Below are 22,162 nucleotides of genomic sequence, written 5' to 3' on the forward strand. Positions count from 1 at the left end.
AGTGACAAAGAAAAGAGGGGCACCTCGGAAGACTCCTCCGAGGTGCCCCTCTCGCCAACGGCTAAAGAAAGATCAGCCCTGCGCGATCTTCTTGGCCAGGTTCTCGTCCAGCGTCGCGAGGAACTCCTCGGTCGTCTGCCATTCCTGGTCCTTGCCGACCAGCAGCGCGAGGTCCTTGGTCATCTTGCCGCCCTCGACGGTGTCGACGACGACCTGCTCCAGCTTGTTCGCGAAGCCGATCAGCTCGGAGTTGCCGTCCAGCTTGCCGCGGTGCTCGAGGCCGCGGGTCCACGCGTAGATCGAGGCGATCGGGTTCGTGGAGGTCGGCTTGCCCTGCTGGTGCTGGCGGTAGTGCCGGGTCACCGTGCCGTGCGCGGCCTCGGCCTCGACGGTCTTGCCGTCCGGCGTGCGCAGCACCGAGGTCATCAGGCCGAGCGAACCGAAGCCCTGCGCGACGGTGTCGGACTGGACGTCGCCGTCGTAGTTCTTGCACGCCCAGACGTAGCCGCCCTCCCACTTGAGCGACGCGGCGACCATGTCGTCGATCAGCCGGTGCTCGTAGGTGATGCCCTTGGCGTCGAAGTCGGCCTTGAACTCGGTCTCGAAGATCTCCTGGAACACGTCCTTGAACATGCCGTCGTAGGCCTTGAGGATCGTGTTCTTGGTCGACAGGTAGACCGGGTACTCGCGGTCGAGGCCGTACTGCAGCGACGCGCGCGCGAAGTCCTCGATCGACTTGCGGAAGTTGAACATCCCCATCGCGACGCCGCCGCCCTCGGGGAAGTTCGCGACCTGGAACTCCATCGGCTCGGAGCCGTCTTCCGGGGTGTAGGTCATCGTCAGGGTGCCCGGGCCGGGGACCTTGAAGTTGGTGGCCTTGTACTGGTCGCCGTGTGCGTGCCGGCCGATGATGATCGGCTTGGTCCAGCCGGGTACCAGCCGCGGCACGTTCCGCATGACGATCGGCTCGCGGAAGATCACGCCGCCGAGGATGTTGCGGATGGTGCCGTTCGGGGACACCCACATCTTCTTGAGGCCGAACTCCTCCACGCGCGCCTCGTCGGGCGTGATGGTGGCGCACTTGACGCCGACGCCGTGCCGCTTGATGGCGTTGGCGGCGTCGACCGTGATCTGGTCGTCGGTGCGGTCCCGCTCCTCGATGCCCAGGTCGTAGTAGTCCAGGTTGACGTCCAGGTACGGGTGGATCAGCTTGTCCTTGATGAACTGCCAGATGATGCGGGTCATCTCGTCGCCGTCGAGTTCGACGACGGTGCCCTGGACCTTGATCTTGGCCATGAGCAGCGGTGCTCCTTCCGCGGATCTTCGCGTTCGCTTCTTCGCTCTCCGATAGCGGTACAAGCGTACTGCTAAACAGAGCTGGATGGTTCCAGAAGTGGTCGGAATCAAGTCTCTCCCACCCTTGCCCGGCCCTGCCGACCGGGCACGACTGCGGAACCAGCCGAACGGGACGGCCGTCCCATCGCGGCAAGCGCCGCACTGGGCGGTCCCGCCATGGCATACCCCGAGCCGTACTCCGGTTATCCCCCGGCGGGCGGACCGATCGCCGCCCCGGCGGGCACCCGGGGCGCGGCCCGCGTGCTCAGCGGGCTGTGCGGACTGGCCGGCACCCCGGTCGCGCTCGGCCTGCTGGCCTACGGCAGCTACCGGCACCAGCGGCAGGTCGCTTCGTTCGCCGAGCACGGGGACGCCCTCGGCATCGCCTTGCTGGCGGCCGGCGCGGTGCTCCTGTTCGGGGTCGCCGTGCTCGGCGCGTGGTCGGGAACCGGACCGGCGGCCGGCGGACTGGTGTGGTGCCTGGTTCCCGGTGTGGTCACGCTGGTGTCGCCGCGCTCGGCGTTCGATCTGCTCGACTTGCTGCCGCGCGGCGAGATGACCGTGGGACTGGCCGGGTGGCTGTCCTCCGGCGCGCTTCTCGGCATCGGATTTCTGCTGCTCGGCGCGGGCCTGGCGGCACGGCTGGCGCGACGACGCAGGTAGCTTCGGGACAGCGCGGGCCCGGTGAGAGTATTTGCAGATGGGATTGTTCACCGTAGCCGAGGCCCGCACCGAACTCGCCCGGTTGCTTCCCGTGCTCGCCGAGCTGATCCGGGTCCGCGCCGACGCCGCCGAGCTCGCCGCGTCCCTGCGTCCGGGCGGGCGGGACACCAGTCTCGGCGGGCTGCCGGAGTGGAAGGCCGCGCAGGCCAGGCTGGACGACCTGATGACCGCGATCCAGGCGACCGGAGCCGAGCTGAAGGGGTTCGCCCCGCTGCTCGTGGACTTCCCGTCCTCGCTCGACGGCGACGACGTGCTGCTGTGCTGGCTCGAGGGCGACCGTGAACTGTCCTGGTACCACCGGGCCGACCTCGGCTTCGCCGGCCGTCGCCGCTTGCTCGGATAATCACTGGTCAGCCGCACTACGGTGACTGAGTGAGCACACTCTTCGACGCCGACGCGGCGGGATACGACGAGGACACCTTCCACCCCTACGTGGCCGAGCAGCTGATCGGCGGTCTGGCCCCGAAGCCCGGCCTGCTGGTCGACGTCGCCACCGGCACCGGTGCGGCAGCCTTCGCGGCGCTGCGGCTGGAACCGGACGCGGTGTTCGCCGTCGACCTTTCCCCCGCGATGATCGAGATCGCCCGCGCCAAGGCCGCCGACCGCGACCCGGACGGCCGGATCACCTGGCAGGTCGGCTCCGCGGTCCCGCTGCCCATCGGCGACGGCGAGGCCGACGCGGTCGTCTGCGCGTCCGCGCTGCACTTCCTGGGCCCGCGCGCGCTGGCCGACTGGCGGCGAGTGCTGCGCCCGGGCGGCAAGCTGGCGTTCAGCGTGGTGTCTGCGGATCGGTTCAAGCCGTCGGGCAAGTTCGCTGACGTGATCCCGCGAGACCTGCGTATCCCGGGCACCCTCGACGAAGCCGCCGCGCTGGCCACCGACGCCGGCTTCAGCTCGGCGAAGGCACAGCACGTGACGCTGGATCAGGGCGACCGGGTACGGCAGGTGTTCGCGGTGTTCGCGGAGGCTTAAGCCGCCCGGTGGTAGTGCGCCTCGCCGCGAGTTGCCGCGGCGGAGGTGCAGTGCAGGACGAAGGTGACGTCGAGGTCGGTCACCGCTCCGTCGGCGGCGCGGACCAGGCGGGAGACGGTGAAGTCAGCGGTCGCGTCCGGGGCGGCACAGGCGCCCGTGCCACCGGCCCGGGTTCCGCGAAACGCGATGAAGCCGGGTGTCGCGAGTTGCGGCGAGTTCTGCTGCCGGACAGCGGCGTTCGAGTAAGCCCCCTCGTGCAGCTGCTGTCCGGCAGGAGCGCTGAGTTCCAGCCGGGCCCAATCCCAGCCGTCGGGCGACTCGGCGTCCACCTTCACCGCGTCGCCGTACTCCCATGCTGTGACCTGGTCGGCGGTCCAGGAAGCACTGCCTTCAAACGGGTATGCGCCTTCGTCCGAGGTGTAACCGAACCCGGCCGCCGGGTCCGCGTGCGCGGCCGACGCCGTCCCGAACGCGATACCCGCGGCCGCGACGACCGCCAAGATTTTCCGCATGATGTCCCTCCCCTGGGCTGCTTCCGATCTTGGCAGGATTCCTGGCCCCGCGGGGAGAAATCCTCCATTCAGCCGTGCAGCCGAGCGCCCTTGAGGATCTTGTCCACCGCGTTCTTCGGCCCGTGCACGGCCATCCCCGCCAACGCGAGTTTCTCCCGCGGCACCGCCCGCACCGCCGCGCGATTGTCGACGTCATTGCCGGTCTGGAACAGTTCGTCGGTGAAGATCGAGAACCGCAGACCACGGGTGAGCGCCCGGCTGTGCGCCAGCGCGAGCGTCTCCGCGTTGCCCGCGAACACGAGTACCGGCTGGCGGAACATCGGCAGGTACTCGGTGTCGTCGGCGTCGAGGTAGGGCTCGCCGATCAGCTCGGGCGTCGTGTGGGCCACGCCGCTCACCAGGAACGCCGCGACGTTCAGCCGTTGCCACGAGGCCAGGTCGTCCCGCAGCAGCACGGCGATCTTCGTGTCGAATCGGTTCATGCGGGACAGCATCGGGTCGCGGCCGCCCGCGGGTCTTGTACGTTTTGAACATGACGGTGTCGGCCTGGCGCCCTCCGGTGCCTGGGATCGCCGAGGCGTTCCACGCCCGGTTCACCGATCACGCCTACCCCGCGCACACGCACGACACCTGGGCACTGCTGATCGTCGACGACGGCGCGATCAGCTACGACCTCGACCGGCACCACCACGGCGCACTCGGCACGGCTGTCACGCTGCTGCCGCCGAACGTCGCGCACGACGGCCGCGCCGCGACCAGCCACGGCTTCCGCAAGCGCGTGCTCTACCTCGATGCCGACGTGCTCGGCGACGACCTGATCGGCGCCGCCGTCGACCAGCCGAGCCTGCCGGATCCGTTGCTGCGCACCAGAATCCACCAGCTGCACCAGTCGCTCGCCGAGCCGCTGGAAGCGGAAAGCCGCCTCGCCCTCGTCGCCCAGCGGCTGCGCACCCACCTCGGCCGTCCGGCCAGCACGCCGCCCGACCGCACCCTCGCCGACGACCTGCGCGACCTCCTGGACGAACGCCTGCCCGGCTCGCTGACGCTGGCCGACGCGTCGGAGGTGCTCGGCGCGCACCCAGTCCACCTGGTCCGTGCCTTCGGCCGCCGCTTCGGACTGCCGCCGCACCGGTACGTCACCGGCCGCCGCGTCGACCACGCCCGCCGCCTGCTGCTCGACGGCACCCCGCCCGCGACCGTCGCCACCGCCTCCGGGTTCGCCGACCAGGCGCACCTGACCCGGCACTTCCGCCGCTACCTCGGCACCACCCCGGCCCGCTTCGCACGCGGCTGACCGGGCGGTTTGTGCGAAGATGACGCCATGCTGCGCGAACTGCACCTGACCGGCGACCTGGCGGCCGACAAGCTGCTCAACGACGACCCGTTCGCCCTGCTCACCGGGATGCTCCTGGACCAGCAGTACCCGATGGAGCACGCCTTCGCGGGCCCGCGGAAGATCGCCGACCGGATGGACGGCTTCGACCTGCGCAAGATCGCCGCCACGGACGTCGAGAAGTTCGTCGAGATGTGCGTGGTCCCGCCGGCGATCCACCGCTACGGCGGCTCGATGGCGCGCCGGGTGCACGCGCTCGCGCTGCACATCATCGAAAACTACGACGGCCGCACCGAGGGCATCTGGCTCGACGGCCGCCCCAAGCCGGACGGCGCGGAAGTACTGAAGCGACTCAAGGCGCTGCCCGGATTCGGCGAGCAGAAAGCGAAGATCTTCCTGGCCCTGCTGGGCAAACAGCGCGGCGTCACCCCGAAGGGCTGGCGAGAAGCCGCGGGCGCGTACGGCGACCGAGGCTCGCGGCGTTCCATCGCGGACGTGACGGACGCCAAGACGCTCGGCGAGGTGCGCGCGTTCAAGAAGGCCGCGAAGGCCGCCGCCAAGGCGAACTGACTCAGCCTCGCGCGAACCAGACCACGTCCGGTTCGCCGCGCGGCACCGGAATCTCCGCCACGTCCACCTCGGCGAACCGCTCCCGCAGCCGGGCCGTGAACCCCGGTGCCGCGCCCGCGCTCCACACCGCCAGCACCCCGCCCGGACGCAGCAGCTGGGACAGCCGCGCCAAAGCCGGAATCGGCGTACAACGACGCATTCCCCTCGGTGACTGTCCACTCTGGACCGTTGTCGATGTCCAGGCACAGCGCGTCGAACGTCTCGCTCGTGGCCCGCAGCCACTCCAGCAGATCCGCCTCGACCACCGTCACCCGCGGATCGTCCAATGCCGCCCCGTGCACCTCGCGCAGCGGGCCGGTGCGGTTCCACCCGATCACCGCCGGTTCGCGTTCCACCACGACCACGGAACCGACCGCGGCGTGGTCCAGCGCGGCCCGCAGCGAAAACCCGACGCCGAGGCCGCCGATCAGCACTCGCGCGCCGGGCGCGAGCCGGTCGGCGGCTCCGGTGACGAGCAGCCGTTCCGACTCGCCGTTGCGGGTGTCCATCAGGAACATCCCGTTTTCGATCACCTCGAACTCGGCTCCGTCACGTCGCAGCACCAGTTCGCCGCCGTGCCCGGGCACGGTTTCCAGTACCTCCGCCACGCCCGGCAGCTTCTCAGACCGCGACCTCCTCGCGGATCTCAGCCCGCTTCCGCGCGCCCCAGAAGAACACGACCACGAGCATCGCCGCGGCGGCGAGGATCGCCGCGACCTCCGGCAGGACGGTCGGCCCGGCCGAGGTCAGCACCGCACCGCCGACGATGCCGGACAACCCGACGCCGAGGTAGATCGCCGAGGCGTTGAGCGACAGCGCGAGACCGGCGTGCCCCGGCGACAGCTCGATGAGCCGATGCTGCACCGGCGGGCTGAACGACCAGTTCGCCACGCCCCACACGAACAACGTGATCCCGGCCCCGACGACGGTCGTCGCGGTGAACGGCAGCAGCACCATCACGGCGGTGAACCCGACGAGGATGACCAGCAGCGGCTTGCGCGCACCCCACCGGTCAGCCGCGCGGCCGCCGGCGAAGTTGCCGATCGCGCCGCCGATGCCGTAGCAGAACAGCAGCACCGTGACCGTCCCGCCGGAAACGCCCGCGGTGGCCGTCAAGACCGGCGACACCAGCGTGTAGACCATGAACGCGGCGAGGCAGGCGAGCGTGGTGGTGACCAGCAGCGCGACGACCCGCTTGTCCCGCGCGACCGCGAACCGCTCGGCGAGCCCGACCGCGGGCGGCGGCGCCACCTTCGGCAACGCGACCCGCACCCCGATCGCACCGAGCAGCGACAGCAGGCCGACGAACAGGAAAGCCCCTTCGTAGCCGAACTGCTGGGAGATCACGCTGCCCAGCGGGACGCCGAAGATCAACGCGATGGTGAGTCCTCCGAACACCAGCGACACAGCTCGGCCGCGACGTTCCGGCGTGGTCAGTTCAGCCGCGACTGCGGTGGCGGCCGGGGTGTACACGGCGGCCCCGATCGCCGTGACGACCCGCGCGATCAGCAGCGTGGCGTACCCGGGCGCGACGGCCGCGAAGATGTTCCCGACCGCGGCCACCGCGAGCGCGGCGACCAGCAGCGTGCGCCGTTCCCACCGGCCGGTGGCGGCGGCGAACAGCGGAGAGCCCACCGCGTACGCGATGGCGAACGAGGTGACGAGCTGCGCCGCGGCCGTCGCGGAGATGTGCAGTTCGGAGGTGAGCGCCGGCAACAGCCCGGCCACGATGTAGCCGCTGGTGCCGACGCCGAAGGCCCCGAACGCGAGCACCGAGTTCCGGGCCGCCGCCGAGGAGGAGACGCTGGACATGGATGTCCCCCAACCAGACCTGAACGAATAGTTCGACGAACGTCGTAGTTCGATGACGACCGTACACGGACCGGCTGACAATTTCGACAGCCGTCGTACTATGGACGCATGCCCGCCTCCGCGCCCCTGCCCCCGCTCGTCTACCCGGACCGCGACGAGATCACGGTCGAAGGAGTGCTGCGCGCGCTGGCCGACCCGGTCCGGCTGGCCATGGTCCGGCAGCTGGCGAACTCCGAAACGGAGGTCTCGTGCAGCGGTTTCGAGGTGCCGGTGACCAAGTCCACACTCACCCATCACCTCGCGACGCTGCGCCAGGCCGGGGTGATCGCCGGCCGCCAGGTGGGCACCACCCGGTACAACTCGTTGCGCCGCAACGATCTCGACGCGCTGTTCCCCGGCCTGCTCGACGGCGTCCTGGCCGCGCCCCGCTGAGCGGTCCCGGCACGTGGCGGGCCTCACCCGAATACCGGGATGACAAGGCCGCCCTCCATCGGTTCAACTAGAGCGAGACAGCACGACGACGTCGGGGCTGTCTAGTTTTTTGCCCTCGTTCTAAAGCGCTTCAGAAGCCTGCGACCCAGGCGCTGAGAAAACGATTTCTCAAGGAAGGGAGAGCCGTGCCCGTCGCGTTGCTCGCGCTCGCCGTCGGTGCCTTCGGCATCGGGACCACCGAGTTCGTGATGATGGGCGTGCTGCCCTTGACCGCCGCGGACTTCCACATCGACATCCCGTCCGCGGGGTACTTCATCTCCGCCTACGCGCTCGGCGTGGTGATCGGCGCGCCGCTGCTCACCGCGCTGGCGGTCCGGTTGCCGCGCAAAACGATGCTGCTGGCGATGATGGGGCTGTTCACGGTCGGCAACGGGCTGTTCGCGCTTTCGCCGAACCAGGACTTCGGCATCGCGTTCCGGTTCCTCGCCGGTCTGCCGCACGGCGCGTTCTTCGGCGCCGGCGCGGTCGTCGCCTCCAGCCTCGCGCAGCCGGGCCAGCGCGCGAAGGCGGTGTCGATGATGTTCATGGGCCTGACCCTGGCGAACGTCATCGGCGTCCCGCTCGGCACGCTGCTCGGCCAGCAGGTCGGCTGGCGCGCGACGTTCGGCGTCGTCGCGGTGATCGGCCTGCTCGCGATCGCCGCCATCGCGAAGCTGGTGCCGCACCAGGGCCGCCCGGCCGACCCGTCGATCCGCGGCGAACTCGGCGCGTTCCGCCGCCCGCAGGTGTGGCTTGCGCTGGCGATCGTGATGTTCGGGCTCGGCGGCGTCTTCGCCTGCATGTCCTACATCGCGCCGATGCTGACCGACGTCGCCGGATACTCGCCCGCCAACGTCACGGTGCTGCTTTCGCTGGCCGGGGTCGGCATGACGATCGGCAACTACCTCGGCGGACGGCTCGCGGACAAGGCGCTGATGCCGAGCCTGTACGTCGCGCTGCTCGCTCTCGCGACCGTGCTGTCGATCTTCACCGTGACCGCGCAGGGCAAGGTCGGCGCGGCGGTGACGATCTTCTTCGTCGGCGTCGCTGGCTTCATGATCGGCCCGATGATGCAGGCACGGACCATGGAGAAGGCGGGCGGCACGCCGTCGCTGGTTTCGGCCGCGGTGCAGTCGGCGTTCAACATCGCCAACTCGATCGGTGCGTACCTCGGCGGCCTGGTCATCGCGGGCGGGCTCGGCCTGCTGGCCCCGAACTGGGTCGGAGCGCTGCTGGCCGTGCTCGGGGTGTCGATCGCCGCGGTGTCCGGGTTGCTGGACCGGCGCGAGGCGCGGGTCCAGAAGGAACTCGCGCTCGCGTCCTGACGAAGTCCGGCTAGGAGGAGGCGTCGAACGGGCCGCCGACGATCGACAGCGAGATGTAGAGCACCGCGGCGCACAACGCGCCGTAGGTGAGGATGTCGACGGCCTTGCCGCGAATCGCGAGCAGCCCGGCGCGCTCCTCCGGCAGCACGGCACGCAGCACCCCGGCCACGAACAGCGCCACGCCGACCAGCGCCGCGCCCTCGCGCCAGTGGTACTGCAGCGCCCGCACCACAGCCGCGGCCAGCAGCAGCACGATCACCGCGAACGGCACGTGGACGAGCCAGGGACGATCGCCGCGGTGCCGTTGCCCGGTCATCGCCATCAGCGGGCGGCCGCGCGTTCCGCAGCCTCGACGACGTTGGTGACCAGCATCGCCCGCGTCATCGGGCCCACGCCGCCGGGGTTCGGCGACAGCCAGCCGGCCACCTCCGCGACCGCCGGGTCGACATCGCCGGTGAGCTTGCCGTCGACGTGCGAGACGCCGACGTCCAGCACCGCCGCGCCGGGCTTGACCATGTCCGGCTTGATGATCCCGGGCACGCCCGCCGCGGCGATCACGATGTCCGCGCGGCGCACCTCGGCGGCGAGGTCGCGGGTGCCGGTGTGGCAAAGCGTGACGGTGGAGTTCTCGCTGCGCCGGGTGAGGAGCAAGCCGAGCGTGCGGCCGACGGTGATGCCGCGGCCGACCACGGTGACCTGCGCGCCGTTCAGCTCGACGCCGTGCCGCTTGAGCAGCTCGATGATTCCGTACGGGGTGCACGGCAGCGCGCCCGGTTCACCGAGCACGAGCCGGCCGAGGCTGATCGGCGCGAGGCCGTCGGCGTCCTTCTCCGGGTCGATGCGCTCCAGGACGCGGTTCGCGTCGAGGTGCTTCGGCAGCGGCAGCTGGACGAGGTAGCCGTGGCAGGCCGGGTCGGCGTTCAGCTCGTCGATGACGGCCTCGAGCTTCTCCTGCGAGATGTCCGCGGGCAGGTCGCGGCGGATCGAGTTGACGCCGATCTTCGCGCTGTCCGCGTGCTTCATCTTCACGTAGGAGTGGGAACCGGGGTCGTCGCCGACCAGCACCGTGCCCAGTCCAGGAGTGATCCCCTTCTCCGCGAGCGCGGCCACGCGGGGGCGCAACTCTGCGAAAATGGCGTTCTTCGTGGCCTTGCCGTCGAGAATCTTCGCCGTCACGGCGGCCATTGTCGCAGAGCCGCCGGAGACTGCCGGTCAGGAGTGGGTCCTGCACGCTGCGTGCACGCGACACCACCCGATCGGCCCGCGCGTCTTCCGTCGAATCAGCCGTCCCGGGTCTTAAGCTGGAGGGGCTCCACCGCATCACCCACCCAGGCGTGTGACCCGTGCCATATCGCGTCCGCCGAGGTCAGCGGGCACGTCCACCGGCTCGAGGGTGGCAAAAGCCCTATGCGGGGTGCGTTCGTGCGCGCGAACAGTCAAAATGTTCCCCGTGGCACAACCGACGACGCAGCTGAACGCGACGGAGCAGGACACTCTGGTCAAGCAGATCGGACTGGCCCTGCTGCGCGCCGCCCCGCGCGACTGGCGCAAAGTCTCCGCGGAGTACCGAGCCGTCGGCAGGTACCACGAGCTGACCGGCGAGATCGTGCTCGAGGACGGCTCCACTCAGGAATGGATCGCGACGCACGACATCGCGACCCTCTTCGGGAGACTCCGCGCGGGCATGTACCGCGACGGCCGCGGCACCTGGTTCAACGCGCGCTACCAGCTGGACCACCCCTCCAGCTACAACCTCGAGTACAACCGCGACGAGCCGCAGTGGCACCTCGCGCCGCCGCCCCAGGCGTACTCCGACGAGCTGCGCATGTTCCCGCGCACCGAGGAGAACGTGCCCGAGTGGCTGATCCGCCGGATGTCCGGCCTCGGTCCGGAACAGCCCGGCCCGCACTTCCGCATCGCGCGGATCTTCGACACCATCGGCCCGGCCGGCCGCCCGGTCATCAACCGTCCCGACCTGGACGTCGACGAGCAGGACCGGCTGCTGGAGTACCTCGACCACGCCCCGGTCGTGGTCCAGGACCGCGGCTACGACATCGACCGGCTCGCACAGACCCCGGAAGCGACGGTCCCGGTCGCCTTCCACAGCGACGGCCACTGGATCTGGCCCGCCGCGGTGAACTTCTACCTCCGCACCTACGGCGTCTCGCCGGAAGCGGATCTGATCGAGCACATCCGCGCCAACGGCTTCCAGCTGCCGCAGGTGGACGAGCTGACCCTGCAGGGCGCGGCGGCTTATCTGACTCGCGGAAGCCAGACTCCGCAGCAACGCCCCGCTCCCGGCGGGCCGGGTGCCGGTGGTCCGGCGGCTGGCGGCCCCGGAGCGAGTGGGCCTGGTGGTCCCGGAGCGGGCGGTCCCGCAGCAGGTGGGCCCGGTGGTCCCGGATCTGCTGCCGGTGGTCCTGGGTCTGGCCCCGGCGGGCCCGGAGCAGGCGGTCCCGGTGCGGGAAGTCCCAGTGCTGGCGGTCCCAGTGGTCCGGCGGCGGGCGGCCCCGGTGGACCTGGCGGTCCGGGCAGCGCCGGTGGACCCGGCGGTGCCAGCGGGCCTGGCGGATTCGACGCCAACGGACCTGGTGCCGGTGGACCCGGTGCTGACCGCCCCGGCACTGGTGCCGCCGGAGTAGGCGCAGCCGCCGCTGGACTCGGCGCGGCCGGTCTCGGCGCGGCCGCCGTCGGCGCGGCAAGCCATTCCGGCGGGAGCGGCAGCCCTGACAACTTCCACCCCGCCGACAACCTCGGCGGCCCCGACTCCGGCAGGCCCGGCGCGACCGACCGACCCCAGGGCGACAACTTCCACCCCGCCGACAACCTCGGCGGCCCCGACTCCGGCAGGCCCGGCGCGACCGACCGACCCCAGGGCGACAACTTCCACCCCGCCGACGACTACGGCAGGCCCGGTGCCCCGGACGAGCCCGGCTTCGACGACCGCGGCGGCTCGAACGAGCAATTCGAGCCGCACGGGCCCACTGCCCGAGGCGGTTCGGATCGGCGCGACCGGCCGGGTCCGCAGGGCCCCGGCCCGCAGGGTGCCCAGGGTCCCGCGGGCGGTCCCGGCGCACCGAGCGGTCCGCAGGGAACGCGCGTGTCCCCGCCGGTTGCCGGGCCGGACAGCCCTGGCGGGTCGCACGGTCTGGGCGCTGCCGCTGCGGTGGCGGGAGCAGCGGGAGCCGCCGGTGTGGCCGGAGCCGTCGCGAGTGGCGCGCACGCCGAATCCGGCCATCCGCACGAGGCTGGCTACGACGAGCACCCCGACACCACCCGTTACGCCGAACCCGGCCACGCCGACGACTACGACCAGCACGGCCACGCGGACGCCTACGACCAACGAGGGCACGCCGAGCACTACGACCAGCACGACGAGGGTTACGAAGAGGCTGGCCACGACGGCTACCGGGAACCCGGAACCCACGACGGCTACGACGAACCGGCACCGCACGACGCTCGCGGATACGACGCTCAGCCGTACGACGAGCAGCACGAGTACCAGGACGGCGCCTCCCACGAGGCCGGCGCGTACGCCGAGCCGCACGGGTACGACGAAGCCGCCGGCCAGCACGGCCATGACGAAACTGGGTACGACGGACCCGCGCACCACGTCGACGACCGTCACCGCGAAGCGGCGGCCGACTACGACGACGGGTACGACGACCACCGCGACCCGCACGGGAGCAGCATCCCCGGTGTCGGCGCGTTCGAGCAGCCCGCTGCTCCGAGCAAGGAGGAGGGGCTGGTCGGCGCGGACGGCCTCATCGGTGCCGACGGGCTCATCGGCGCGGACAGCTCCGCCGACGAACCCGCCGCTCCGAACCGCCACAACGCCGAGCCGGACGCCGGCCGGCGCGGCGCGGCACCGGAGGACGCTCGCCCCGCGGACCAGGAAGGCGGCCGTCGGCGCGCCCAGCCGGATGCCGAAGCGGACGACAGCCGCCGGGACGACGTGCGGCTGAACGCCGAGGACGGCGGACGGCGCAGCGCAGAATCCGACAGCCCGGCCGAACCGGCGGACGAGCACGGCAGTCACGTCGGTGCGACCGCGGCCGGGGTCGCGGCGGCCGGTGGGCTGGCCGCCGCCGGTCTTGCCGCCGCGCACGGCCGTGGCCGCGAGAAGGAGGCCGAGGGCCGCCACGGCACCGCGCCGGAGCGTCCCGCGGAGCCGCCCTTCGAGCAGGACTTCGACAACGCGCAGTACGACCGCTACGACGACGGTCACTACGACGACGAAGACCACACCGACGTCCACCACGACCTCGTCCCCGGCCGCAACGGCACCGGTCCGGGCCACCCGGCCGACGACGAGGACGACACCGACGTGCACCAGCCGGTCGACGCCGGGTCCGAGGAGCCGGTGCTCTTCACGCACGGCAACGAGCCGTCCCGCGACGACGACGAGCAGCGTGCCGAACTGTTCACGCACTCCACCGGCTACGAGGACGACAAGCACCGCGAGGCCGAGTACGACGCGGGCCCGCCCACCGCGATGATCATGCCGGGGTCCGAGATCCCCGGTGGGCTTCCGGTGCCGGAGATGCCGGTGCCTCCGCCGTCCGGCGGGCGGCGCGCGGCACGGGAGCAGGCCGAACCGGCCCCGGCCGCGCGGCGGGAACAGCCTGCCCAGCCGGAGCTGGCCGAACTGCAGGCGAAGCTCGACGAGCTGAACGTGCCCGAGGCCGCATACCGGCTCGGCGGCCCCACCGAACGCGGATGGAGCGTCGAGCAGGTCAGCGAAGGCTGGCGCGTCGGCTGGTACGACGGCGAGCTGATCAACCCGGCGGTGTTCGGCGACGCGGAGGACGCCGCGGCGTTCATGCTCGGCAAGGTGCTGCTGTACCCCGACGGGTACGTCCCGGCGGAAGCCCCCGCGCCGGCCGAACAGCCAGCCGCGGACGCGCCGAAGCCGCCGGTGGTGGCGACGTTGTCGCCGGAGGTCGCGACGGGTTCGTTCCCGGTCCGGCCGCGCGAGAACGTGCCGCCGCAGGAGCAGACCGCCTTCACGCCTGCCGATCAGCTGCTGGCCGACGACGAGCCACCGGCGCCGCCGGCCCGGCAGACTCCGCCGCCCGCCCCGCCGACGCAGGTCGCGGCACCGGTGAGCCCGCCGGCTCAGGCGGCTCCCCCGGTGAGCGCCCCGCCGACGCAGGTCGCCTCTCCGGTCGGCGCCCCGCCCACCCAGGTCGCTTCGCCGGTCAGCCCGCCTCCGCGGCGGGAACCGCCGGTGCGCCGCGAGGAACCGGTGCGCGCCAACGGAACCGGCGGCAGCGGGCAGTGGCCGATCGCGCCGCTGGCCGGGGAACCGCCGCTGACCCTGTTCCGCGGCAAGGAACTGCGCGAACTGCCCGCGGGCAGCGAACTGGACCGCTTCGGCGGCCCGAACGGAAACCTGACCTACGCGGCGGGCACCCCGTTCGAGGAGCGTTCGCTGGTGCCGGAGTGGGTGAACCGGCCGTACCACGTGTACCGGGTTCAGCGGCCGCTCGAAACCCTGGCCGGGGTCGCGATCCCGTGGTTCAACCAGCCGGGCGGCGGGTCGGCGTACCTGCTTCCGGCGAGCATCGAAGAGCTGCTCGCCGAGGGCGACCTGATCGAGCTCGACCCGGGCGAACCGCCGATCGACTGAGAACGCGGACAAGGGGCGGGGCCAGCGGGCTTCGCCCCTTTTCCGTCTCCGGGAACGGGTTACTTGACGACCAGGCCATGGGCCGCGGCGAACGCCACCGCCAGTTCGACGTCCACGTAAGCACCGCGCAAGTCCGCCTGCACGAGCCCGTTCGCGTCCACCGCCGCGCCGCGCAGGTCGGCTCCGGTCAGCTTCGTGCCGATCATCCGGGACCCGGACAGGTCCGTACCCCGCAGGTCGGAATCCGTCAGATCCGCCTCGTTGAGGTTCACTTCCCGCATCCGCAGCCCCGACAGGTCCAGTTTCCGCAACCGGCCGCGCGCGAACGACGCCAGCGACAGATCGCATTCGGTCAGCGCGATCCCGGTGTATCGGCAGTCCACAAAGGACGAACCAAGCAGCGAGCACGACGACCAGCGGCTGTCTGCGAGCACCGAGCGGTCGAACGTGCATGAGCGGAACGCCGACGCGTCGTGCCGCGAACCGGCGAGATCGACCTTGGTGAAGTCGCAGTTGTCGAAGGTGCAGCCGCGGGTGCGCAGGTCGCGCAGGTCCGCCTCGGTGAAATCGCAATCCGCGAACTGGCGTTTTTCCCACCACTGGCCGGAAAGTCGTGCTTCGGTGTAGTCCTCGCCGGTCTCCGTCACCCGGACAGGATGACATCAGCTCCGGTGCCGGCACTCCGACGGGGTGGTTGCGCACCGCCGGAAGGCGTGTGTCCACGAACTGTTCGCCGGTCATCGGAAGTCCCGTGATTTCGTCGGGATCCGCAGCCGGAGCTGCTCCAGCTTCTGCGCGCGCACGCTCGCGACGCCGTCCGCTTTTTCCAGGACTCCGTGCACCAGCAGCGCCGCGCTGCCCCGTGCGATCCGGTGGAACCGTTGCCACAGCCCGAGTGTGCAGATCACGTTCACCATGCCGGTCTCGTCCTCGAGGTTCAGGAACGTGACCCCGCCGGCGGTCGCCGGCCGCTGACGATGCGTGACCGCTCCCCCGACGAGCACCCGTTCCCCGTCGGACCGCTCCAGCAGCTTGTCGGCGGTGATGACCCCGAGCGCGTCGAGCCGGTCGCGGATGAACTCCGTCGGGTAGCTGTCCGGCGAGATCCCGGTGGCCCACACGTCGGCGGCCGCGACCTCGAGCCCGTCCATCCCGGGCAGCATCGGCGCTTCCACCCCGACGCCGGTGCCGGGCAGTTTCTCCGGCCGGTCTTGCGCGACCGCGCCCGCGGACCACAATGCCTGCCTCCGGTCCGGGCCGAACGCGCTGAACGCGCCCGCGGTGGCCAGCGCTTCCAGCTGCGGAGTGGTGAGCCGGACGCGCCTGCCGAGGTCGGACATGCTCTCGTACCGGCCGTTCGCCTCCCGTTCCGCCACGATCTCCTTGGCCAGCGTTTCGCCGATCATCCGGACGGTGCCGAGCCCGCCGCGTACCGCGTGGAGTTTCCCGTTGCCCGGCAACGCTTCCAGCGTCGCGTGCGGGAGGCTCAGGTTGATGTCCGGGCCGAAGGTGGTGACCCCGTGCCGGCGCGCGTCCGCCACGAGCGACTGCGGCGAGTAGAACCCCATCGGCTGCGCTCGCAGCAGACCCGCGCAGAACGCGTCCGGGTGGTAGTACTTGAAGTACGCGCTCGCAAACACCAGATGCGCGAAGCTCAGCGCATGGCTTTCCGGGAAGCCGAAGTTGGCGAACGCCTTGAGCTTCTGGAAGATCTTCTCCGCCAGCTCCGCGTCCAGCCCGTTGGCGATGGCTCCGTCGAGGAACCGCTTGTGCAGCCGTTCCATTTTCCGCTGCGACCGTTTCGATCCCATCGCGTGCCGGAGCTGGTCGGCCTCGGCCGGGGTGAAGTTCGCGACGTCCAGGGCGATCTGCATCATCTGCTCCTGGAACAGCGGCACTCCCAGCGTCTTCGACAGAGCTTTCTCCAGCAGCGGATGGTCGTAGTCCCACTTCTCGCGCTCCTGTTTGCGGCGGATGTACGGATGCACCGAACCGCCTTGGATCGGGCCGGGGCGAATCAGCGCGACTTCCACGGCCAGGTCGTAGAATTTCTTCGGCCGCAATCGCGGCAACGTCGCCAGCTGGGCGCGGCTTTCCACCTGGAACACGCCGATCGCGTCGGCGCGGCAGAGCATTTCGTAGATGTTCTTGTCTTTGAGGTCCAGCTCGGCGAGGTCGATCTCCTCGCCCTTGTATTCCGCGACCAGGTCGAGCATGTAGTGCAGCGCGGAGAGCATGCCGAGCCCGAGCAGATCGAACTTCACCAGCCCCGCCGCGGCGCAGTCCTCCTTCTCCCACTGCAGCACGCTGCGGTTTTCCATCCGCGCCCATTCGACCGGGCACACCTGGCTCACCGGCTCCCGGCACATCACCATGCCGCCGGAGTGGATGCCGAGGTGCCGCGGGAAGTCTTCGAGGGCGAAGGCGAGCTGCACGACGTCGTTCGGGATGTCGTGGTCGTGGTCTTTTTCCGTGCTGCGCAAGGCGCCCCAGCGGTCGATTTGCTTGCTCCACGCGTCCTGCTGGCCGGGCGAATAGCCCAGTGCCCGGGCCGCGTCGCGGATCGCGGAGCGGGCGCGGTAGGTGATCACGTTCGCGACCTGTGCGGCGTTGAGCCTGCCGTGCTTGCCGTAGACGTACTGGATCGCTTCCTCGCGCCGGTCGGACTCGATGTCGATGTCGATGTCCGGGTAGCCGTCGCGGTCAGGCGCGAGGAACCGTTCGAAGAGCAGGCGGTACTCGATGGGGTCGACCTTGGTGATGTCGAGCGCGTAGCACACCGCCGAGTTGGCCGCGGAACCCCTTCCCTGGCACAGGATGTCGTTTTCCCGGCAGAACCGGACGATGTCCCAGACGATCAGGAAGTACCCGGGGAAGCCGAGTTTCTCGATCACCGCCATCTCGTGCTGGATCTGCTGCCAGGCCTGGTCCGCGTGGGCTTTGCCCGAGTAACGCTTGTCGAAGCCCTTCTTGACGAGGTTTCGCAGGTGCGTGGTCTCGGTCTCGCCGGGCGACACGTCGAACGGCGGCAGCTCCGGCGCGAGAAGCTCCAGCGAGAAGGCGCATTCCATGCCCAGCAACGCCGATCGCTGCACCGCGCCCGGGTACCGCTGGAAGATTTCCGCCATTTCGTTGCCCGAGCGCAGGAAAGCGGCGGCGTCGCCGGGCAGCCAGCCTTCGAGGTCGTCGATGCTGCGTCGGGCGCGGATGGCGGCGAGCGCGTCCGCCAGCCGGCCGCGTTCGGGACGGGCGTAGTGCGCGGCGGTGGTCGCGACGGTGGGCAGCTTGAGTTCGCTGGCCATCTCGGCGAGCAAGTCGTTGTGCGTGCTGTCGAGCGGCTGGCCGTGGTCGATCAATTCGACATACACCTGGGTCTGGCCGAAGAGGTCGACCAGCCGGCGCAGTTCGGCGAACGCGGCGTCCGGGCCTTCGCGCACCAGCGCCGAACGCACGGATCCCTTGCGGCAGCCGGTAAGCACCGCGCATTTCCCCGCGACTTCCTCCGCCACGGCGGACAAGTCGTAGATCGGACGGCCTTTTTCGGCAAGTTCCGCTGCTTTGCCGTCGTGGCCGCGCAACTGTCCGGCGGTGATCGCGCGGCACAGGCTGCGATAGCCGTCGCTGCCGCGGGCCAGCAGCAGGAGATGCTCGCCTTCCGGGTCCGCGACCCCGTTTTGCGGCCCGGACAGCCCGAAGCTCAGCTCGGTGCCGAACACCGTGGCGACGCCTAGTTCTTTGGCCGCCTCGGCGAAACGGACCACGCCGTACATGCCGTCGTGATCGGTGAGCGCGATCGCGTCGAGCCGCAACCGCGCGGCTTCCTCCACCAGTTCCTCGGGGTGGCTGGCGCCGTCGAGGAAACTGAAGTTGGAGTGGCAATGCAGTTCGGCGTACGCCACTCGCGGCCCGGCTTCCAGGTCGCTGCGCGGCGGCGGGATGTCGGCGGGGCGGCGGTACGCCTCGCGTTTGCGTCCCCACGCGGGACTGTCGCCGTGGTCGCCGGGCGGCATCCCGCCCGACAGCGCCCGCGCGAGGTCCTTCCACGGGACCGGCGGGTTGTTCCAGCCCATCGTCAGTCCGTCCGGTTCTCGGGCGATCGGCGGGGTTGCGGGATCAGCAGCGCGACCGGCACCGGGTCGAACGGGCACGGCGGTTCGGCCGGGACGCGGGGCGCCGGCAGCTCATGGTCCATCAGGTGCGGTCTCCTTTCGTGGTTTCTCCCGCTGTTCGGCCTGTTCATCAGTCGTAACTTCCCTCCACTGTCCACACTGGATTTTCCGTTCCGGAGCAGAGGACGAGCACCGCCTCCGGCGCTTCGTTCTCCCCTGCCGCGAGCAGCAGTTGCAGCCGGGCTCGCTGCGGTCCGGTCGATCGACGGCCCGAGGTGACCGGCCACGGACCGGCCCATCCGGTGATCGGCCGCGGCGGCCCGCCCTCGACGCACAGTCCGTGCGGCGGCGCGGTCAGCCGTTTGCGCGCGGTGAGGCCGACGGGCCGTCCCTGGTCGTCGATGACCTGGACTGGCAACGGTTGTTCCAGCACCGTCGCCGGCGACGGGGACGGCAACCGGGCGGGCCACGTGGCGTCCGGCGGTCCGACGGGTTCCCGCGGATCGCCCCACGGAATGAGCCGGACCCGGCTCGCCGGATCTCGTCCGCCGTCGAGCAACGGCGTGACCACACCCTCCGGACCGAGCAGACCTTGCACTCGCACGAAGGCCCGGCCCGCCCGTTCGGCGGCCAATTCCTCGTCCTCGCCCGGGCCGGCGCCGGGATCGCTCCCCCGCCACAGCCCCAGCTGCAGTGACCTCCCTTCGACAGTCTCTTCCGGTTCGAGCCGCAACCGCGCGACCCCGGCCGTGGGCCGTTCGCCGGGCGCGACCTTGAGCCAGCCCTCGAACTGCCACCGGACCCGGTCCGCGACCCCTTGCGGCGTAAGCGGTTCCGCACAACGCCAGACGCGACCGAGCTGCTCGCCGTTCTCGGTGGTCGCGTATATACCCAATCGAGTGCACGCGAGCCCGCGATCAGCGAGCGCGGCGTGGAACCGCGCGCCGAGTTTTTTGGCCACGAACGCGGCGACATCCACCCGGGCGAGCACCGGATCGAACGACTCGGCGAGCGACAGCTCCGGCGGCGGCCTGCGGCGCAATGGCGGCCGGTCGGACAGCCCTCGAGCCAGCCGATGCGCGAGCACCCCGGTGCGCCCGAACCGCGCGGCTACGTCCCGCTCGCCGAGTTCGGCGAAGGCGCCGAGCGTGCGCAACCCGAGCCGGACGAGCAGGCCGACCAGATCCGCGCGCTCGGCATCCGGCTGGTCCAGTTCGGTCACTGGCAACGGGGCGAGAAATTCGGCGCTCCGCCCAGGTTCGACCAGCGCCCCCTGCCGCGCGGCGAGGGTCGCCGCGAACAGTCCTTCCGCCACCCCGACCTGGCATTCGACCCCGGCAGCCGCGGCCACCTGGTCCACCAGTTTCTCCGCGAGCCGCGGTTCGCCGCCGAAATATCCGGCCGCCCCCGCGACCGGAACCGCGAGCAGCCCAGGCCGCACCACTTCCAGCCCGACGACCAGTTCCTCCACCGCGGAGGCGACGTTCTCGAACAACCGCGCGTCGCGCGCCTCGTCCACGCCGAACACCGCCAGCTCGGGGCACTGCGATTCCGCTTCGCGCCGCCGCATGCCGCGCCGGATGTTCCGCGCCCGCGCGACCGCAGTGCACGCGACGACCCGGTTCGCATGGAACACCGCCGCCGGCCGGGTCAGCACGCTCCCCGCCGCCGCGACGGCCGCGACCGCGGGCCAGTCCGGGCACCACAAGACCAGCATCCGCGTGGGATTGCGCCGCGGATCCCCTTGTCCTTTGTGGACACTCTGGTTCACCCGACTGCCTCTTCCCGTGCCGCGACGCGTTTCTCGCCGCGGGAAACCCGTCCGTCCGGGCCGGGGAGAAGCACCGCTGCCGACCGTGGCCGGGCCGCTGCACCGCGTCCGCGAGCATGGACCTCGACCGGGCGGGAGCGGAGATGTCCGGCACCGTGTTCGAGTACTCCGGTCCAAGCGCCTGGGGTGCAGTGCAGCTCGACGTCGGCGGAAGGCCAGTGCCCCAACGAAAGCAGCACGGCCCCGCGATGCCGAGCCCGCGCCGCGAGCCGGCGTGCGACGTCCGGCCGGACTGACCGAGGCTCGGTGACGACGAGGTCGACCCCGTCGAGCAGGGCGGCCATCACTGCCGGGTACTCGGCTCCCGGCTGAGGCACCAACGCGAGCCGCGAAATGGCGACCCCGTGCTCAGCCGCCGCGACGATCCCCAGCGACGGAACCCCGACCACCGCGGCCCACGCTCCGGCGGAGGTCGCCTCCGCGAGCAAGGCGAACAGCAACGAGGTGGAGGGGTGAACCGCGACGACACTCCCGCGACGCAACCCGGCCCCGGGGAGGAGATCGGCCAACGCTGGGGCGACAGGCAGCATCCGCCCGGCGGCCCGATCCCAGTCGGCCCGAGACGCCCGATCGGCGGCGACGGTGCTAGCGGTGCTGACGCCGGGGAGGGCGGTCAGTTTGGCCAGCGGATGCGCCGGATCCTCCGCCGGGTCCTCCGCGGCGGGGTGGAGCCGAGCCGGAGGAGGAAGTTCCGCCGGTTCGGAAGACGCGGCGTGCGGTTGAGCCTCGGGTTCAGCCGAGGCTAACGGCCGAAGCCGAACCGGCGGTTCGATCTCCGCTGCGGGCCGGTGCTCAGCAACTGAGCCGCCCCGACCCGAAGACTGCAGGCAGGCAGACGACGAGGCAGCGTCGACGGGCATCGACCCGGAGCGAAGCCCATGCCCTGACCGAGCCTGCGCACGAAGCCCGGCAGACGAGTTGGCTGGCGTCCACGGCTTAACCGCGGCGTCCAGAGAACTCAGCCGGGATTCGTTCTCCCCCATCGAGAACTTCAATCGCGGTGCCCCCGCAGCGACCGGCGTGCGTTCCTTCGCCAGCGCTTCAATCGCCGACCACGGCACTAGCACTTCCCACGAGCGTGCCGGCCGCGCCTCCGGCACGCTCGTGGGCGCGGAAGCCCGGGGGTCTGCGGCGGAGAAGATCTCCTGGGGCGGCTGGCCGAGGTTCTTCAGCCAGGTCGAAAACCCCGCTGTGTCAAGGACATCGAGCGCCTCGGAGCTAGCGGGAAGCAGGGAGGTGCCCGATTTTTCGGCCGCTGCCGAGGAGCCGCTCGCTTCGGGAACGGCCTCGGCCGGGGGCCAAGTGCTGGCTGCACCAGGCACTGCCTCGGCTACCGCGCAACCCGCTCCGGCCGCCTTGGTTAAAGCGCCATCCGACGCAGAAGCTCCGATGGCCTCCTCGGCCAAGGCCAATGCGCCATCGGCAGCCGTCCCCACCCCGGCCAAGCCCGAAACACCGCCCGGTCCAGAAACAGCCTCAGCCAAGGCCAAATCGCTGC

General features: G+C 70.9%; 19 protein-coding genes and 1 pseudogene. 8 read left to right on the forward strand and 12 right to left on the reverse strand.

What is annotated here, in order from left to right; genetic code table 11:
- Positions 1-72 precede the first annotated feature (72 nt).
- The gene (locus tag L942_RS06900; protein WP_037356422.1) at positions 73-1,296 is read right to left on the reverse strand and encodes an NADP-dependent isocitrate dehydrogenase; all 1,224 of its coding nucleotides are present in this window, start codon (positions 1,294-1,296) and stop codon (positions 73-75) included.
- Between the two features lie 216 nt (positions 1,297-1,512).
- Here L942_RS06900 and L942_RS06905 point away from each other — a divergent pair, with 216 nt between their 5' ends.
- From L942_RS06905 to L942_RS06915, 3 genes are read left to right on the forward strand one after another with little or no spacing between them, the layout of a single operon-like run.
- Positions 1,513-1,998, forward strand: coding sequence for a hypothetical protein (locus L942_RS06905; protein ID WP_106964814.1), 486 nt, complete (start codon positions 1,513-1,515; stop codon positions 1,996-1,998).
- A 37-nt stretch (positions 1,999-2,035) separates the two neighbouring features.
- Positions 2,036-2,401, forward strand: coding sequence for a DUF2203 domain-containing protein (locus L942_RS06910; RefSeq protein WP_037356424.1), 366 nt, complete (start codon positions 2,036-2,038; stop codon positions 2,399-2,401).
- Between the two features lie 29 nt (positions 2,402-2,430).
- Positions 2,431-3,030 (forward strand): class I SAM-dependent methyltransferase, encoded by a 600-nt coding sequence (locus L942_RS06915; RefSeq protein WP_037356426.1) that lies wholly within the window; start codon positions 2,431-2,433, stop codon positions 3,028-3,030.
- Here the strand turns inward: L942_RS06915 and L942_RS06920 are convergent.
- Positions 3,027-3,542, reverse strand: coding sequence for a hypothetical protein (locus tag L942_RS06920; protein ID WP_037356430.1), 516 nt, complete (start codon positions 3,540-3,542; stop codon positions 3,027-3,029). The genes L942_RS06915 and L942_RS06920 overlap by 4 nt on opposite strands.
- Before the next feature lie 68 nt (positions 3,543-3,610).
- A complete protein-coding gene (locus tag L942_RS06925; protein ID WP_037356512.1) occupies positions 3,611-4,024 on the reverse strand; it encodes a DUF2000 domain-containing protein in 414 nt (137 codons plus the stop codon).
- A 50-nt stretch (positions 4,025-4,074) separates the two neighbouring features.
- Here L942_RS06925 and L942_RS06930 point away from each other — a divergent pair, with 50 nt between their 5' ends.
- Entirely contained in the window at positions 4,075-4,836 is a 762-nt protein-coding gene (locus tag L942_RS06930) for an AraC family transcriptional regulator (protein WP_037356433.1), read from the forward strand.
- 27 nt (positions 4,837-4,863) lie between these two features.
- A complete protein-coding gene (locus tag L942_RS06935) occupies positions 4,864-5,445 on the forward strand; it encodes an HhH-GPD-type base excision DNA repair protein (RefSeq protein WP_037356436.1) in 582 nt (193 codons plus the stop codon).
- Position 5,446: 1 nt separating this feature from the next.
- On the opposite strand, the gene L942_RS45230 is transcribed toward L942_RS06935, so the two are convergent.
- The 3 genes and pseudogenes from L942_RS45230 to L942_RS06945 all read right to left on the reverse strand — a co-directional run bounded on the left by L942_RS45230 (position 5,447) and on the right by L942_RS06945 (position 7,296).
- On the reverse strand, positions 5,447-5,644 hold the full coding sequence (locus tag L942_RS45230; RefSeq protein ID WP_235078926.1) for a hypothetical protein: 198 nt from the start codon (positions 5,642-5,644) through the stop codon (positions 5,447-5,449).
- An 88-nt stretch (positions 5,645-5,732) separates the two neighbouring features.
- Positions 5,733-6,002 (reverse strand): annotated as a pseudogene (locus L942_RS45990) (spermidine synthase); the annotation flags it as partial.
- 103 nt (positions 6,003-6,105) lie between these two features.
- Positions 6,106-7,296 (reverse strand): MFS transporter, encoded by a 1,191-nt coding sequence (locus L942_RS06945; RefSeq protein ID WP_037356440.1) that lies wholly within the window; start codon positions 7,294-7,296, stop codon positions 6,106-6,108.
- 108 nt (positions 7,297-7,404) lie between these two features.
- Here L942_RS06945 and L942_RS06950 point away from each other — a divergent pair, with 108 nt between their 5' ends.
- Together L942_RS06950 and L942_RS06955 are read left to right on the forward strand one after the other, a co-directional pair.
- A complete protein-coding gene (locus tag L942_RS06950) occupies positions 7,405-7,728 on the forward strand; it encodes an ArsR/SmtB family transcription factor (RefSeq protein WP_037356443.1) in 324 nt (107 codons plus the stop codon).
- A gap of 185 nt (positions 7,729-7,913) precedes the next feature.
- The gene (locus L942_RS06955; RefSeq protein ID WP_037356446.1) at positions 7,914-9,092 is read left to right on the forward strand and encodes an MFS transporter; all 1,179 of its coding nucleotides are present in this window, start codon (positions 7,914-7,916) and stop codon (positions 9,090-9,092) included.
- Positions 9,093-9,102: 10 nt separating this feature from the next.
- On the opposite strand, the gene L942_RS06960 is transcribed toward L942_RS06955, so the two are convergent.
- Positions 9,103-9,414: a DUF3017 domain-containing protein gene (locus L942_RS06960; protein ID WP_037356449.1), complete on the reverse strand. Its 312-nt coding sequence runs from the start codon at positions 9,412-9,414 to the stop codon at positions 9,103-9,105.
- Complete coding sequence (locus tag L942_RS06965; RefSeq protein WP_037356515.1) at positions 9,414-10,268, reverse strand: bifunctional methylenetetrahydrofolate dehydrogenase/methenyltetrahydrofolate cyclohydrolase; 855 nt, start codon at positions 10,266-10,268, stop codon at positions 9,414-9,416. The genes L942_RS06960 and L942_RS06965 overlap by 1 nt, the downstream gene beginning before the upstream one ends.
- A 265-nt stretch (positions 10,269-10,533) precedes the next feature.
- On the opposite strand from L942_RS06965, the gene L942_RS46280 reads away from it, so the two are divergent.
- Positions 10,534-14,724 (forward strand): glycohydrolase toxin TNT-related protein, encoded by a 4,191-nt coding sequence (locus L942_RS46280; RefSeq protein WP_440201299.1) that lies wholly within the window; start codon positions 10,534-10,536, stop codon positions 14,722-14,724.
- 59 nt (positions 14,725-14,783) lie between these two features.
- Here L942_RS46280 and L942_RS06980 read toward each other — a convergent pair whose 3' ends face one another.
- From L942_RS06980 to L942_RS06995, 4 genes are all read right to left on the reverse strand, one after another.
- Positions 14,784-15,371, reverse strand: a complete 588-nt coding sequence (locus L942_RS06980) for a pentapeptide repeat-containing protein (protein WP_037356453.1) — start codon at positions 15,369-15,371, stop codon at positions 14,784-14,786.
- Positions 15,372-15,461: 90 nt separating this feature from the next.
- Positions 15,462-18,794 (reverse strand): error-prone DNA polymerase, encoded by a 3,333-nt coding sequence (locus L942_RS06985; RefSeq protein WP_037356456.1) that lies wholly within the window; start codon positions 18,792-18,794, stop codon positions 15,462-15,464.
- 169 nt (positions 18,795-18,963) lie between these two features.
- Entirely contained in the window at positions 18,964-20,550 is a 1,587-nt protein-coding gene (locus L942_RS06990; protein ID WP_037356459.1) for a DNA polymerase Y family protein, read from the reverse strand.
- Positions 20,551-20,600: 50 nt separating this feature from the next.
- Positions 20,601-21,194 carry a hypothetical protein gene (locus tag L942_RS06995; protein WP_037356462.1) on the reverse strand — a complete coding sequence of 198 codons (594 nt, stop codon included), beginning with the start codon at positions 21,192-21,194 and terminating at the stop codon, positions 20,601-20,603.
- Positions 21,195-22,162 lie beyond the last annotated feature (968 nt).

The organism is Amycolatopsis orientalis DSM 43388, from assembly GCF_000411975.1.
Classification (GTDB): domain Bacteria; phylum Actinomycetota; class Actinomycetes; order Mycobacteriales; family Pseudonocardiaceae; genus Amycolatopsis; species Amycolatopsis orientalis_D.

What these genes read in the sequence shown, in the direction of transcription:
- L942_RS06905 (WP_106964814.1), top strand. Translation starts at nt 1,513, where the DNA reads ATGGCATACCCCGAGCCGTACTCCGGTTATCCCCCGGCGGGCGGACCG.
- L942_RS06960 (WP_037356449.1), bottom strand. Translation starts at nt 9,414, where the DNA reads ATGGCGATGACCGGGCAACGGCACCGCGGCGATCGTCCCTGGCTCGTC.
- L942_RS45230 (WP_235078926.1), bottom strand. Translation starts at nt 5,644, where the DNA reads ATGCGTCGTTGTACGCCGATTCCGGCTTTGGCGCGGCTGTCCCAGCTG.
- L942_RS06995 (WP_037356462.1), bottom strand. Translation starts at nt 21,194, where the DNA reads ATGCTGCCTGTCGCCCCAGCGTTGGCCGATCTCCTCCCCGGGGCCGGG.
- L942_RS06935 (WP_037356436.1), top strand. Translation starts at nt 4,864, where the DNA reads ATGCTGCGCGAACTGCACCTGACCGGCGACCTGGCGGCCGACAAGCTG.
- L942_RS06945 (WP_037356440.1), bottom strand. Translation starts at nt 7,296, where the DNA reads ATGTCCAGCGTCTCCTCCTCGGCGGCGGCCCGGAACTCGGTGCTCGCG.
- L942_RS06920 (WP_037356430.1), bottom strand. Translation starts at nt 3,542, where the DNA reads ATGCGGAAAATCTTGGCGGTCGTCGCGGCCGCGGGTATCGCGTTCGGG.
- L942_RS06925 (WP_037356512.1), bottom strand. Translation starts at nt 4,024, where the DNA reads ATGAACCGATTCGACACGAAGATCGCCGTGCTGCTGCGGGACGACCTG.
- L942_RS06910 (WP_037356424.1), top strand. Translation starts at nt 2,036, where the DNA reads ATGGGATTGTTCACCGTAGCCGAGGCCCGCACCGAACTCGCCCGGTTG.
- L942_RS06930 (WP_037356433.1), top strand. Translation starts at nt 4,075, where the DNA reads ATGACGGTGTCGGCCTGGCGCCCTCCGGTGCCTGGGATCGCCGAGGCG.
- L942_RS06950 (WP_037356443.1), top strand. Translation starts at nt 7,405, where the DNA reads ATGCCCGCCTCCGCGCCCCTGCCCCCGCTCGTCTACCCGGACCGCGAC.
- L942_RS06990 (WP_037356459.1), bottom strand. Translation starts at nt 20,550, where the DNA reads ATGCTGGTCTTGTGGTGCCCGGACTGGCCCGCGGTCGCGGCCGTCGCG.
- L942_RS06985 (WP_037356456.1), bottom strand. Translation starts at nt 18,794, where the DNA reads ATGGGCTGGAACAACCCGCCGGTCCCGTGGAAGGACCTCGCGCGGGCG.
- L942_RS46280 (WP_440201299.1), top strand. Translation starts at nt 10,534, where the DNA reads ATGTTCCCCGTGGCACAACCGACGACGCAGCTGAACGCGACGGAGCAG.
- L942_RS06900 (WP_037356422.1), bottom strand. Translation starts at nt 1,296, where the DNA reads ATGGCCAAGATCAAGGTCCAGGGCACCGTCGTCGAACTCGACGGCGAC.